Consider the following 13,685-nt stretch of genomic DNA (forward strand, 5'->3'; position numbering starts at 1 on the left):
ATGGGTAAATTTATTTTACCCATTTTTTTTTATTTCTTTTTTAGCTGTGGTAATGAGCAAAAAAGGGAAATACCACTTTTTGATGGTCATATTTACCTATTAAAAACTGGTGAATTAGAAATTAATAAAACCCAAGTTGAAGTTAATGCGTCTAATGAACTAAAAAATATATTTAATAAAAAAGATTTAGTTCTGTTTAAAGCCATTAAGCACAAAGACTATAACACTTATCTTTATATAGATTTAGACACCTTACCAGTAAATAAGAACACCTATAGGACTAAAACAATAGCTAATAACACTATAGTCTTATATCAGCATATGGTAGATTCACTGAGTGAAATAACAGAAATAACACTGTTAAAAAACGATAAATTTAAAAATCGATTTTCCAAAGACTCTCTGACCTTAAACAGATTTATAATTTCAATAGAATCAGATGATCAAAACAAATAAACTATCAGTACTATTTTTAATTGCATTATTTTCTCTTAACGCTTATAATTGTGTTGGTGTTAAACCAGCCTCTACAGGTAAAATATCTAAATATGTAGAAGATTTTTATCTTGGAGATGGCAAAATGCAGTACTTTGTAAAATCGCTAGAGTACATTAGCCAAACTGAAGATGACGCAGCACTAGATGCTACATTTAGACGAGCTAGTAAAAAAAATGATTCTGTTACTGTTAACTTTTCAGTATTATTAAACAAAAACAATTCTGTAAATAAAGTTGTTATTAAAAATGGGGAAAGCGAATATATTCCAGAACCTATACAAACATTCTTCACACAAAAAGAAGATGAAAAAATTCTACATAGATTAAGCATTAAGATGCCTTATGGAGATTATAAAAAGCATTTACTAAATCAAACACATTCTATTACAGTTTTAACTGAAGACGAATCTTCAACAATTTCTTTAACTAAAAAAGGCAAGCAAAATATGGAAAAAATCATTCTCATATTAGATGATTTGCTTTAGACATTATCCATTCTGATTTTTGGCAGTCAATTAAATTTGTAATTATTTACAAGTAGAGATTCCAGTACTATTTTTCTTAATTTTAACCATGAAATGGAATCAAGCCATAACGGATTACAAAAACTATTTAAGAATAGAACGAGGTCTTTCTATTAATTCAATAGAAAACTATTGCTATGACATAAAAAAGTTAATTAAATACTTAGAGGAGCACAGTTTAACTGAATCTCCCATTTCAATAGAAAACACTGTAATAAAAGACTTTATTTATTCAGTTTCAAAAAATATAAATCCTAGATCACAAGCACGTTTAATATCTGGACTTAGAAATTTCTTTGATTATCTAATTTTTGAAAACTACAGAGACACAAATCCTTTAGACCTAATAGAATCACCAAGAATAGGCAGAAAATTACCAGATACATTATCAGTTAAAGATATAGACAACTTAATTAATGCTATTGACCTAAGTTACCAATACAATGGCGTTAATCTTGGCGAACGTAATAGAGCAATTATTGAAACCTTATATAGCTGTGGACTTCGAGTGAGCGAATTGATTAATTTAAAAATTTCCGATTTGTTTTTTGAAGAGGGATTTATTAAAGTCACAGGCAAAGGCAACAAACAACGTTTTGTTCCTATAGGACCGTCTACTCAGAAATTTATAAATATTTGGATATCAATTAGAAATCATATTGAAATACAGCCCAACTCTAAGGATGTAATTTTTTTAAATTTTAAAGGTAAAAAACTAACAAGAGCAATGATTTTTACTATAATTAAAAAGTTAGTTGAAACCACTGGTATTAACAAAACTGTATCTCCTCACACCTTTAGACATTCGTTTGCGACACATTTATTAGAAAATGGCGCAGACTTAAGAGCTATACAGATGATGCTTGGCCATGAAAGTATTACAACTACAGAAATATATATGCATGTTGACCGTTCTCATCTCAGCGAAGTTCTTAATAAATTTCACCCTAGAAAGTAATCTAAAATCGTTATTTTTATCCGTGACAAAATGTTGTCGTTTGTGTCTTAATACAAAGAATAATCCATGAAGCTCTCCGATTTTAACCTAACAAATTATAAATCAAAATTTTACGAAAAGAATAAATTATCTAATCAAAATTTTGAAGATATAAAACATAAAATAGCCTTAGAAATTTCTAAAGTAGGCGTTTGGGACTGGAATGTAAAAACTAATAAAGTTACTTATTCTGAAGCGTCTAATGAAATTATTGGCTACGGTAAAGATGAAATAAAAAACACTGCTGCGGCTTGGAATGACAGAATACATCCAGATGATAAAGAGGCTTATTTTAGTGGATTTAAATCACATTTAAAAGGCGAAATAGATTTTTACGAAAACGAATATCGTATAAAGTGTAAAGACGGAAGCTATAAATGGATACTACATAAAGGCAAGGTTATTGAACACGATACTAATAAAAAACCATCTCATATTATAGGTACTCACACAGATATTACGAAACTTAAAACCACAGAAGATAAACAAAACAAAAACTTATTACTTATTACAAACCAAAATAAGAGACTTTATAGTTTTACACACATCGTTTCTCATAATTTAAAAACGCATATTGGTAATTTTCAAAATCTCTTAGAATTATATGATAATGCCAAAAACGAAATTGAAAAAGGAGATTTAATTCTACATTTAAAATCTATTTCAGATTCATTAACAAATACCATAGTAGATTTAGATGATATTATAAGTATTAAATCTAAAGCGCAAACACATCAAATTAACGAACGTATATATTTATATAACTGCTGTAACAAAGTTATAGAAAGTCTAAGTAGCGAAAGTAAAACAAGAGGAGTTACTATACATAATGCTTTACGTAAAGATGAAGTAATTCTATCTAACAAATCTTATTTAGATAGTATTTTTTACAATTTAATTTCCAATGGAATTAAATACTCTGACCCAAATAAAAATTCACAAATCGTTATACAATCTGTTCACACTAAAGATTTTATAAAAATTCTAATTTCTGATAACGGAATAGGAATTGATATGGATAAATATAAAGACCAAATATTTGAAATGTATCAAACTTTTCATGGCACCAATAGACAAGATTCTAGAGGCATTGGATTATATATTACAAAAACACAAGTTGAAGCTTTACATGGTGAAATACAGATAGAAAGTAAACTAAATGAAGGTACTGCTTTCTCAGTTACTTTAAAAAAACAGAAATAAACAAAAACTGAATTATAAAAAAAGTGCTTATTAAAAAATAAGCACTTTTTTTATATGTAATAATACTTTTTTATTTAGCAATATTTACTGCCCTAGTTTCTCTAATCACGGTAACTTTTACTTGTCCTGGATAGGTCATATCAGTTTGTATTTTTTGAGAAATCTCAAACGATAAACTTGCCGCTTTTTCATCACTTACTTTTTCGCTTTCAACAATAACACGTAATTCTCTACCTGCTTGTATAGCATAAGCTTTCTTAACACCTGTAAACCCAAAGGCAACTTCTTCTAAATCCTTTAAGCGTTGAATATAAGAATCTAATACCTGACGTCTTGCTCCTGGTCTTGCTCCAGATATAGCATCACAAACTTGAATAATTGGAGATAATAAAGTTGTCATTTCTATCTCATCATGGTGCGCACCAATAGCATTGCAAACCTCTGGCTTTTCACCATGCTTTTCTGCCCATTGCATACCTAAAATTGCGTGAGGTGTTTCTACATCTGTTTCAGATGATGGTACTTTTCCTATATCATGCAATAAACCTGCACGTTTGGCAAGTTTAGGGTTTAAACCTAATTCTGCTGCCATAACACCACAAAGTTTTGCAACTTCTCGAGAGTGTTGTAATAAGTTCTGTCCGTAAGAAGAGCGGTATTTCATGCGACCAACCATCTTAATTAACTCTGGATGCAAACCATGAATTCCTAAGTCAATTACCGTGCGTTTACCAACCTCAATAATTTCTTGTTCTATTTGCTTTTCTGTTTTCTTTACAATCTCTTCAATACGTGCTGGATGTATTCTACCATCAGTTACTAACTTATGTAAAGATAAACGTGCTATTTCACGTCTAACAGAATCAAAACAAGATAAGATAATAGCTTCTGGTGTATCATCTACAATAATCTCAACTCCAGTTGCTGCTTCTATTGCTCTAATATTTCTACCTTCTCTACCAATAATTCGTCCTTTAACGTCATCAGATTCTATATTAAATACAGAGACACAATTATCAACAGCTTCTTCCGTACCAATACGCTGAATGGTATTAATAATTATTTTTTTAGCCTCTTGTTGTGCAGTAAGTTTTGCTTCCTCTACTCTATCTTGCACAAATGCCATAGCATCGGTCTTTGCTTCCTCTTTTAAAGACTCTACTAATTGAGACTTAGCTTCTTCTGCAGATAATGCAGAAATCACCTCTAATTGTTTTATTTGACTCTTATGTGCCTTTTCTATTTCTTCTTGTTTCTTTTCTAGAAATTCATTTCTATAATCGTAATCTTTAATCTTAGATTCTAAAGATTGATTAGCTTTTTTAGATTTATTAAGTTCATTTGTAATTTGAGACTCTTTATCTCTAATACGCTTTTCGGCTTCGGCCATTTTCTTATCACGAGAAAGGATTACTTTTTCGTGCTCTGCTTTTAACTCAATAAATTTTTCTTTAGCCTGAAGCATTTTATCCTTCTTAATAGATTCTCCATCAGATTTTGCTTGTCTTAATATTGATTTGGCTTCACTCTCTGCATTAGCAATAAGTTTAGATGCTTTACCTTTTTCTAAAGATTTAGCTATAATAAATCCCAATATTAGTCCTAATATTGCGGCTCCAACTATATATATAATTGTGTTACTGTCCATTGTTTGTTGTTTATTTTAGTATATAAAAAAAGCCTACATCAGCTATCGGTTTTGTATAAACTCCTTAAAACAAGTTTAGGGCTAACAAGCTGATCAAAAATCTGTCTAAGATACCGAAACGAGTTCAGCACTAACAGCACGATTTTACAACTTAAACTCACCCTTTTTAAAGAATTGATCGTTGAGTTTATCAAAAAATGTAACTAATGTAGGCAGTAACCTTTTATTTTAAAGAACGTACGAGTTAAATATGCTGATTTAATAGTTCATTTAAAGCTTCTAACTTTTCTTGAACTTCTTCATTAACATATTCTTTATCTATAGACTTTTGCTCTACTTGAGCCGCAAATTGCAAAGCGCACATAGCCAAAACATCTTGCTTATCTCTTACAGAGTAATTCTGCTCAAATTGCCCAATCATCAACTCAATTTTTTTTGAGGCTTTACGTAAACCTTCTTCTTGAGCCGGATTAATTGTTAAAGGATAAACTCTATTTGCAATAGAAAGTTTAATTTTTAATTGGTCTGGCATATCATCTAAATTTACAACTTTATTCCGATAATTGTCCTATACAATGGTCAATATCTCTAATAAGTGCATTTATCTTGAGCTTCGTTTCTCGTTTATTTTCGTCACTACCAAGCATTGAATTTGCCATTTTGAGTGTGTCATGTTTATCTATCCAACCAGCAATTTCTTCTTGCTGATTCAAAAGCATTTGCTGCTGCTGTTCTATCTGGTTAGAGAGTTTAGCGTTGGTTTGTTTTAAAACCTCTTGCTTATGTAAAATCTTACTGATTTTATTCTCTAAAGCATCAACAATGTCTTCTATTTTACTCATTAAAGCAATTCAATACTATTGAAACAAAGTTAACATACCAATTGTAAAAACACAATTCTTTTACAATTATTTTTTTATTATATAAAGTTAATAGGTTTAATCGGTTAGCTCTTAGACTAAAATGAAAAGCTTTAATCTCAACGCTTATCAATTATCAATTAAAGACTTCATTAATCTTAATTTCATTTTTGGCATAATGTGTACGGCTATTTAAAATAATACACTTTTAACATTTGTAATTCGTTATCAAATTAATATTTTAGCTGATCTAGTGATTAACATGAAACAAATTCTTCTTTTTTTCTTATTTTCTTGTTCTATTTATGGGCAGAATGAATACCCTCAAGATTATTTTAGAAATCCGTTAGATATACCAATTGTTCTTGCCGGAACGTTTGCAGAATTACGTTCAACACATTTTCATGGAGGTTTAGATATAAAAACAAAAAGGAAAGTTGGCCTAAAGGTTTATGCTGCAGCAGAAGGTTATATAAGTCGAATAAAAATTTCTCATTATGGCTACGGAAAAGCCATTTATATTACGCATCCTAATGGTTACACAACGGTCTACGGACATCTTCAAAAATTATCTGAACGATTAGAAGATTACATTAAACAATGCCAATACGATAAGGAAAATTATGAGGTTGAAGTTTTTCCACACGCAGAAGAATTGTTTATTAAACCAAATGAGGTAATTGCATACTCTGGTAATACAGGTAGTTCTGGTGGACCTCATCTTCATTTTGAAATTAGAGACAACCAAGAAAGACCAATGAATCCTCTTCTGTTTGGTTTAGAAGTAAAAGATTCAAAACAACCATATGTCTCAGCAGTATTTGCATATCCTAAAAACAAAAATGCTGTTATCAACGGAAAAAATGAACGTACACAATTACGTTTAATTCCTCAAAACACTGGTGATTACACTGTAGAAGAAGTATCAGCTATTGGAGAAATAGGCTTTGGAATAACCTCTTACGACAAGCAAGATTTAGCACCTAACAATAATGGCGTAAGTAACATACAAACCATATATAATGGTAATAAGAATTTTGAAATAGACTTTAAACGTTTTAGTTTTGACGAAACCAAGCACATAAAAAGGTTTGTTGACTATAACTATTTTAAGTCTAAAAAATCTAGAATTCAAAAACTATTTGTTGAACCAAATAATCCTTTAAGTATGTTCAAAAATGTACAAGATAAAGGATATGTTTTAGTTGAAGACAGCACCTCAACAGTATATAAAATAAGAATTAGAGATTACCATAATAATGAAACTTGGGTTACAATACCCATAAAAGGTAAACCACAAATTGCAAAACAAGATAGTATTATAGATTTATCTGATAAAACATTAGTTTATAGTGATAAAACAACCAAATTAAACTCTGGTTTAGTTACGGTAAATTTCTATGAAAACACATTGTACGATGATGAATACTTAGACTTTAAAGTCAGTTCTGACACACTTTTTCTTCACAAAGACAACATACCACTTCAAAAGAATTTTTATATTAATTATGATTTAAGCAATTACAAATCTGAGCATCTCGACAAGATTTTTATTGCCAATTTATATGGATACTATAAAAAACCAAGTTATGTTACAACCACCAGAAAGGGTAATATTTTAAGTGCTAAATCTAAAAAACTAGGCATTTATACTTTAGCAATGGATACAGTATCACCAACAATAAAACCTGTTAATTTTCAGAATAAAAAGTGGCTGAGCAAATACAGATATTTAAAAGTAAAAATAACAGACGACTTATCTGGAATTAGCAAATATAGAGCCACTGTAAATGGTCATTGGATTTTAATGGAATATGATTATAAAACAAACACATTAACACACGATTTTAATGATAACATCGTTAAAGACACAAAGAACGAATTAAAAATAATTGTAACAGATAATGTAGGAAATAGTTCTACATTTGAAGCTATATTTTATAGGAAATAAAAAAATAGACTTAAGACCGTTTTGCTTCTAAACTAAAGAACACACTTTCAAATAGTTGCTAACAAATATTAAGCATTGATATAGGCTTTTTATTACAATTTAATTTAAAAACCTAATTCTAACTAACATAGAAAAACAGAACATTTGAAACGCTTACATTTTATAGTCCTAATTAGCCTACTTGTTGGTATGCTTTCTTTTTCGCAGTCTGCAATTGTAAGAGGTGTAATTTTAGATGAAGGCAATACACCTATTGAAAACGTTAATATTAAAGCAAGTACAGGAGAAGGTACTGCAACCAATAGCAATGGGTTCTACGAATTAAAAATACCATTTGGTGTTGAAGTTACAGTTGTATTTACACATATTTCTCATGAACGTGTCGAACAGAAATTCAATTTAAAAAACGGACAAGAGTTAGAGTTTAATCCTATTATGCTTTTAGAAGTAGAACAAATCTCTACAGTTGTTATAAACACTAATACAAGATTAAAAACCGAAGGTGTCACCTCTATTTCACCTCAAATGTTAAGAACAATTAAAGGTGCACAACCTGGTGTAGAAAATATTTTAAAAACTTTACCTGGTGTTAATGTTTCTAATGAATTAAGTACACAATACTCAGTAAGAGGAGGAAATTTTGACGAAAACCTAGTCTATGTTAATGAAATTGAAGTGTACAGACCTTTCTTAATTCGATCTGGTAACCAAGAAGGATTAAGTTTTGTAAATACAGATTTAGTTCATAATGTTGACTTTTCTGCTGGTGGATTTCAAGCTAAATATGGAGACAAATTATCTTCTGTTTTAGATATCACCTATCGTAATCCTGTTGATTTTGGCATTAGGGCAGATTTAAGTTTACTCGGCGGAAGTCTTGCTGCAGAAACCATTTCTAAAGATGGAAAATTTTCAGGTATCGCAGGTGTTAGATACAGAGATAACAGCTTGTTATTAAATAGTTTAGAAACCGAAGGGAATGTAGAACCTGTTTTTGCTGATGCTCAAACATTTTTAACTTATCGTTTTTCGAGTAAATTTCATTTAAACTTTCTTGGTAATATTTCATTAAACAAATACAACTTTCAACCAGAAAACAGGCAGACTAATTTTGGTACATTAACCGATCCAGTAGCTCTTTTAGTTTTTTACGAAGGACAAGAAAAAGACCAATACCAAACTTATTTTGGTGCTTTAAAAGCCAATTATTTTGTAAATGAAGATTTAACTTTAAAATTAATAGGCTCTGCCTATCACACTACAGAACAAGAATATTTCGATATTTTAGCACAATACCGATTAGGCGAAGTAAATACAAATATTGGAGATGAAAATTTAGGAGAAGTAGAGTTTAGTGAAGGTATTGGCTCGCAATTAACACATGCTCGTAATGATTTAGATGCATTTATTGTTAATGCAGAACACAGAGGTGATTACAAAATTGATGAAGAAACTACAATTGAATGGTCTGCTAAATACACCAATGAAGATATTAGAGATAGACTTGTTGAATACGAAATTATTGATTCCGCAGGTTTTTCAATTAGACCACCACGTTTTAGCCAACCTAATTACCAACCTTACGAATCGTTTTCTGGCCCATTAAATGCTTTTGAAAATATTAGAGCTTTAAATAGAATTACTATAAATAGATTCCAAGCTTTTGGTCAATACAGTAAAAATACAGACTGGAATGGACATGAAGTTTTTTATAATGCTGGTATTAGAGCACACAGTTGGTCTGTAAGTGGCGAAGGTGTATCTGGTAAAACACAAACCGTTTTTAGTCCAAGAGCTCAATTTGCAATTAAACCAAATTGGGAAAAAGATGTACTATTTAGAGTTGCTGGTGGTTTGTATTACCAACCTCCTTTTTATAGAGAATTAAGAGATTCTACTGGTACTGTTAAGCCAAATGTAAAGGCTCAACAATCATATCATGTCGTTTTAGGACACGAGCAGAGTTTTGAAATTTGGGACAGACCTTTTAAACTGGTTATAGAAGGTTATTATAAAGGTTTAACTGATGTAAATCCTTATACCTTAGAAAACGTAAGAGTTCGATATAGTGCAAATAACAATGCAAAAGCTTATGCTTATGGATTAGACTTTAGACTTAATGGTGAGTTTGTACCTGGCACTGAATCTTGGTTTAGTTTTGGATATCTAAAAACCGAAGAAAATATTGATAATAGAGGCTATATTGCAAGACCAACAGATCAGCGTTTAAAATTTGGTGCTTTGTTTCAAGACTATGTACCCAATATGCCAGATTTAAAAATGTACCTAAATTTGGTATACAACACAGGTGTTCCTGGAGGTTCTCCAAGTTATGCAGACCCTTATGATTATCAAATTAGGTTAAGAGACTATAGAAGAGCTGATTTAGGTATTTCATATCAAATAGTAAATCCAGAAAGAACTTACGATGCAAAGTGGAAAAAATCAGTAAAAGAATTGTCTCTTGGTTTTGAAATTTATAACATGTTTGATAATCAAAATTCCATAACAAATACTTGGGTGAGGGACGTTTACAGCAAGAGTCAATATGCTATACCAAACTACTTAACACCTCGTGTATTTAATTTAAGATTGTCAGCCAGATTTTAAGGCTTAAGAACGAGCAAATTCATTTAACGTTTTAACAACATAATCTATCTCCTCTTTAGTATTATAAATACTAAAAGAAAACCTAACTGAAGGTTGTTTTAACTTATCGTCATTTAAAATTTCAGTTAACACATGCGATTGTTGGCTACTTCCGCTTTGGCAAGCACTTCCCCTAGAACAAGCAATTCCTTTTAAATCTAGTTGAAATTGCAACATAGCTGTTTTTTTTGGCGGAATTGGCAAACACACATTAACAAGTGTGTAAGTACTAAAATTGTAATCTAAACAATTTCCGTTAAAACTCACCTTTGGTAAATGCGTTTTTATTTGTTCTATAAAATAATCTTTTAAGCCAACCACATATGCTTTTTCATCTTCAAGATTAGTGTATGCAATTTTTAATGCTTCATCCATACCAACAATGTTATGTATAGATTCTGTACCAGCTCTATAACCTCGCTCTTGCTCACCACCAAAAATTAAGGGTTTAAGGCCAGATTCTTTTCTTATAAAACAAAACCCTACACCTTTAGGTCCATGAAACTTATGCGCACTTGCTGCTAAAAAATCTATAGGTATTGTTTGTAAATCAATTTTATAATGACCAACCGATTGTACTGTATCTGTATGGAATAAAGCATTATTAGACTTGCATAACACTGCTACACGCTCTAAGTCCAAAATATTACCAACTTCATTATTAACATGCATTAAACTTACAACCGCTTTATTACTCGATTGTAATAATTCTTCTAAATGCGAATATTTTATAAGTCCACATGAATCAATATCTACATAAGTAATTTTAATATCATATTCCTTTTGTAATTGTTCAGCAGTATGTAAAACCGCGTGATGTTCAATTCTTGAGGTAATAATCTCATTATAACCTAAATCTCTAACTGCACTACGTAAAGCTAAATTATCTGCTTCTGTTCCTCCTGATGTAAAAACTATTTCTGAGGCAGACACATTAAAATATGATGCTATATTTTTTCTACATTGCTCTAAAAGCGCTTTAGACGAACGTCCAAAACTATGCGTTGACGATGCATTACCGTAGTTATCTTGTAAAACTTTTGTCATACGCTCAATAACTTTTGGTCGTATAGCGGTAGTTGCTGCATTATCTAAGTATACTTGCTTCATTATTTTGGGGAATAGTTTAACCTGAGTTAATCACAAAAATATTATAAATAAAATTATTTAATTAATGAAGCGTTATAACTTTACAAATCTTTTATTTTTGTTTAAAATTGAATCTATGATACGTCGTTTTTTTATAATCTTTTGTTTAGTGTTTTTAACTACTTGTGATGATGGTGATATTTTATCTATTGACCTGGATTTTGAAGGCGAATTAGAACGTTGTGAAAACGACATCGATTCTTATGTGATATATGATACCCGAGAAAACCCAAATGAAGCGTTATTACTTATTATTGAACGTGATGACACTAATGAATTACTATTTACAAAACCAACTATGGTTGGATCACCAACAGAATTAACAATTACTGATGGTGGTGACACTCAATTTATTTATAGATCTTATAGTAGAGCTATTGAAAGTGGCGAATTATGTGAGGTAATACCTCCTGACGACCTTGTTGTTATAGAAAATTACCCAGCACCAAGCGGAACTGTTAAAGTTACTGCAACTGTTGTAGATGATGACAATGATGGCATACCTAACGAATATGAAGGTATAGCTGGTGAGCCAGATGAAAATGGTATTTACAATCAATCTCAAGATTGGGATGAAGACGGCATACCTGATTACCTTGACCAAGATGACGACAATGATAATGTTTTAACCATATATGAAATTGATAATTCTGATGGTGATGATGACCCAACAACCAATCCATTAGATACTGATGGTGATGGTGATTATGATTATTTAGATGAAGATGACGATGGTGATGGTGTAGATACCAGACTAGAAGATTTAAGTGAAGATGGTAAAGACCCCAGAAATCTTGCTAATAAAATTACAGATACATTAGGTATTGATGTTTATCGTTATTTATATAATTACAATGATGGCGTTATTAACGCTAATGAAGAATTTGATGACACAGGATTTATCTATAATATTTATACAAGATCAGTAACAACAAGTTTTATTATAGAAAACGCAGGTTTTACAATTATTAGCACAGACTATATTGATTTTGGAGATTTTGAAAACTCATTTGACATCACTAACGAACCAGAAGATGAAGACGAAGATTAAGAATCTACATTTTGAAGTATTCTAACTTCCGTAGCTCCTAACCCGTAAGTTTTATAATCTGCGTCGTAAAACCTTACATTGTTATAACGACTAAATAGTGTCTCTAACTCTTGCTTAAGAACACCTTCGCCTTTTCCATGGATAAATACTATTTTAGGTATGCGTTTACGTATGGCAAATTCTAATTGTCCCCTTGCTGTATCCAACTGAAGATTAAGCATATCAAAATTAGACATGCCTCTTGTTGATTTTGTTAAATGATGAATATGTAAATCTACCTCAAACTTTGGTGCATTTCGTTCCTTAGGTTTTACGGTTGGTGCCGACTTTCGTTTTTTAGATTCTTTTTCTTTTTTCACCAAATCAAAGTCAGTATTATAAACCGCATTTTCTAAAGTGTTACCTGTTGAGGATAGCATTATTTCATGCGCTTCAAACTGTAACGCAAAACCATCATTATCTTCTACAGTAATGATATCTTCAGAAATCTGAGTTATAATTCCTAATATATCATCATCAATTGTTTCAACTGTATCGCCTACTTTAAACTTCATCTTCTTTTTCAGTTTTCAAAAAAGTTTCATCTTCATTATCTAATTTACTTGGTATATTTCTAGACGTTCTATAAACCCCAAATATTAATAAAGCAATTCCTCCAATTAATATATAAGCATTTTGATTTTGTTGTGCTTGTGCATAAAACGCTACTAAGCCACCAACTAAAATGCATAAAAAATTGAGAGTTCTAGATAAATTCATAATGGTTAAATTAATTGAGCTACAAAAATAAGGTTTAGAAAAATATTATACGCAATTACGGTAATAAATAGCAAATTCTTACTTTAGCAACATGCTAATAGTTGCAAAAGGAATAGACGATTATATGTTGCCTTGCTTAAACAAAAAGATTTTAGGCTTTGAGTGTATGGGTTGTGGTATACAACGTTCTATTGCTTTAATTTTTGAAGGCAGACTTATTGATGCCTTTTTTATGTATCCTGCTATTTACACTTTAATAGTCTTTTTTGGTTTTTTAATTGTAAACAGTTTTAAGAATTTCAAAAACAGCAATAAAATTATATTTATATTAGCAATATCTAATGTTACCATTATCGTTGGAAACTTTCTAATCAAACTTTATTTTAAACAAACTTAA

14 protein-coding genes and 1 other RNA gene are annotated in these 13,685 nt (G+C 30.6%); 8 read left to right on the top strand and 7 right to left on the bottom strand.

The window, feature by feature from the left end:
• The 4 genes from HNV10_RS04920 (at position 1) to HNV10_RS04935 (ending at position 3,221) form a co-directional block, all read left to right on the top strand.
• Positions 1-456: a hypothetical protein gene (locus HNV10_RS04920; protein ID WP_173300242.1), complete on the top strand. Its 456-nt coding sequence runs from the start codon at positions 1-3 to the stop codon at positions 454-456.
• Positions 440-982 (top strand): hypothetical protein, encoded by a 543-nt coding sequence (locus HNV10_RS04925; protein WP_173300243.1) that lies wholly within the window; start codon positions 440-442, stop codon positions 980-982. The genes HNV10_RS04920 and HNV10_RS04925 overlap by 17 nt, the downstream gene beginning before the upstream one ends.
• Positions 983-1,070: 88 nt before the next feature.
• Positions 1,071-1,979, top strand: a complete 909-nt coding sequence (gene xerA, locus HNV10_RS04930; RefSeq protein ID WP_173300244.1) for a site-specific tyrosine recombinase/integron integrase — start codon at positions 1,071-1,073, stop codon at positions 1,977-1,979.
• Positions 1,980-2,045: 66 nt separating this feature from the next.
• Positions 2,046-3,221: a sensor histidine kinase gene (locus HNV10_RS04935; protein ID WP_173300245.1), complete on the top strand. Its 1,176-nt coding sequence runs from the start codon at positions 2,046-2,048 to the stop codon at positions 3,219-3,221.
• 70 nt (positions 3,222-3,291) lie between these two features.
• On the opposite strand, the gene rny is transcribed toward HNV10_RS04935, so the two are convergent.
• From rny to HNV10_RS04955, 4 genes are all read right to left on the bottom strand, one after another.
• Positions 3,292-4,869, bottom strand: a complete 1,578-nt coding sequence (rny, locus tag HNV10_RS04940) for a ribonuclease Y (protein WP_173300246.1) — start codon at positions 4,867-4,869, stop codon at positions 3,292-3,294.
• Positions 4,870-4,926: 57 nt separating this feature from the next.
• Positions 4,927-5,056: non-coding RNA, 6S RNA (ssrS, locus tag HNV10_RS04945), on the bottom strand.
• Positions 5,057-5,113: 57 nt separating this feature from the next.
• Positions 5,114-5,401 carry a cell division protein ZapA gene (locus tag HNV10_RS04950; RefSeq protein WP_173300247.1) on the bottom strand — a complete coding sequence of 96 codons (288 nt, stop codon included), beginning with the start codon at positions 5,399-5,401 and terminating at the stop codon, positions 5,114-5,116.
• A gap of 19 nt (positions 5,402-5,420) precedes the next feature.
• Positions 5,421-5,711 (bottom strand): hypothetical protein, encoded by a 291-nt coding sequence (locus tag HNV10_RS04955; RefSeq protein WP_173300248.1) that lies wholly within the window; start codon positions 5,709-5,711, stop codon positions 5,421-5,423.
• Between the two features lie 280 nt (positions 5,712-5,991).
• Here HNV10_RS04955 and HNV10_RS04960 point away from each other — a divergent pair, with 280 nt between their 5' ends.
• Together HNV10_RS04960 and HNV10_RS04965 are read left to right on the top strand one after the other, a co-directional pair.
• Entirely contained in the window at positions 5,992-7,680 is a 1,689-nt protein-coding gene (locus tag HNV10_RS04960) for a M23 family metallopeptidase (protein WP_173300249.1), read from the top strand.
• A gap of 189 nt (positions 7,681-7,869) precedes the next feature.
• Positions 7,870-10,290 carry a TonB-dependent receptor gene (locus HNV10_RS04965; protein ID WP_173300250.1) on the top strand — a complete coding sequence of 807 codons (2,421 nt, stop codon included), beginning with the start codon at positions 7,870-7,872 and terminating at the stop codon, positions 10,288-10,290.
• Positions 10,291-10,293: 3 nt separating this feature from the next.
• Here the strand turns inward: HNV10_RS04965 and HNV10_RS04970 are convergent, their stop codons facing one another.
• Positions 10,294-11,439 (bottom strand): cysteine desulfurase family protein, encoded by a 1,146-nt coding sequence (locus HNV10_RS04970; RefSeq protein WP_173300251.1) that lies wholly within the window; start codon positions 11,437-11,439, stop codon positions 10,294-10,296.
• A 64-nt stretch (positions 11,440-11,503) separates the two neighbouring features.
• On the opposite strand from HNV10_RS04970, the gene HNV10_RS04975 reads away from it, so the two are divergent.
• Positions 11,504-12,529, top strand: a complete 1,026-nt coding sequence (locus HNV10_RS04975; RefSeq protein ID WP_173300252.1) for a hypothetical protein — start codon at positions 11,504-11,506, stop codon at positions 12,527-12,529.
• On the opposite strand, the gene HNV10_RS04980 is transcribed toward HNV10_RS04975, so the two are convergent.
• Positions 12,526-13,083: a Smr/MutS family protein gene (locus HNV10_RS04980; RefSeq protein ID WP_173300253.1), complete on the bottom strand. Its 558-nt coding sequence runs from the start codon at positions 13,081-13,083 to the stop codon at positions 12,526-12,528. The two genes, HNV10_RS04975 and HNV10_RS04980, sit on opposite strands and share 4 nt — an antisense overlap.
• Positions 13,073-13,288 (bottom strand): hypothetical protein, encoded by a 216-nt coding sequence (locus HNV10_RS04985; protein ID WP_173300254.1) that lies wholly within the window; start codon positions 13,286-13,288, stop codon positions 13,073-13,075. Before HNV10_RS04985 ends, HNV10_RS04980 begins: the two co-directional genes overlap by 11 nt.
• A 91-nt stretch (positions 13,289-13,379) precedes the next feature.
• Between HNV10_RS04985 and HNV10_RS04990 the strand changes: the two genes are divergently transcribed.
• The gene (locus tag HNV10_RS04990; RefSeq protein ID WP_173300255.1) at positions 13,380-13,685 is read left to right on the top strand and encodes a DUF2752 domain-containing protein; all 306 of its coding nucleotides are present in this window, start codon (positions 13,380-13,382) and stop codon (positions 13,683-13,685) included.

Origin of the sequence: Winogradskyella litoriviva (genome assembly GCF_013249065.1) — a bacterium.
Taxonomy (GTDB): Bacteria; Bacteroidota; Bacteroidia; order Flavobacteriales; family Flavobacteriaceae; genus Winogradskyella; species Winogradskyella litoriviva.